A 369-nucleotide genomic window follows, 5' to 3' on the forward strand; every position below is an offset into this window, starting at 1 on the left:
TCTGTGTTGAGCCTTCTCTTGATGGTCGTGTCATCGTTGGTGATGAAATAAAATTCGAGCAGATGGAGAATAAGATTGTTGGGCTGATGCTCCCGCATCATGCTTTCTATAACGTCTCTGAACCCTGTCTTATGGTCCAGAATTATACGCAGACGCCTGACACTGAACTCGGCAAAAAGGCTCTCGAACTCATTGAAGTTGTCTCTAAGCGACACCATCAGCAGGTTATCGAAAAACTCCAAAAAATTGGATGCGATGCTCTAACGGGGCGTAATCTGTTTGCGTTGCGTGGTTCGTGGGAGCTTGGCAACAGGGATATCAATGCGGTGGATGATTCCGCAAAAGCATATATGCTTGACACTTACACGA

At 46.1% G+C, this 369-nt stretch carries 1 protein-coding gene; it reads left to right on the forward strand.

The genetic code is table 11. The features are described from left to right. Positions 1 to 369 (forward strand): hypothetical protein (locus KP705_RS19370; protein ID WP_215765489.1); only part of this gene is annotated, 369 nt, incomplete at both ends.

The organism is Gluconobacter sp. P1D12_c, from assembly GCF_018812105.1.
In the GTDB taxonomy this organism is placed as follows: Bacteria; Pseudomonadota; Alphaproteobacteria; order Acetobacterales; family Acetobacteraceae; genus Gluconobacter; species Gluconobacter oxydans_A.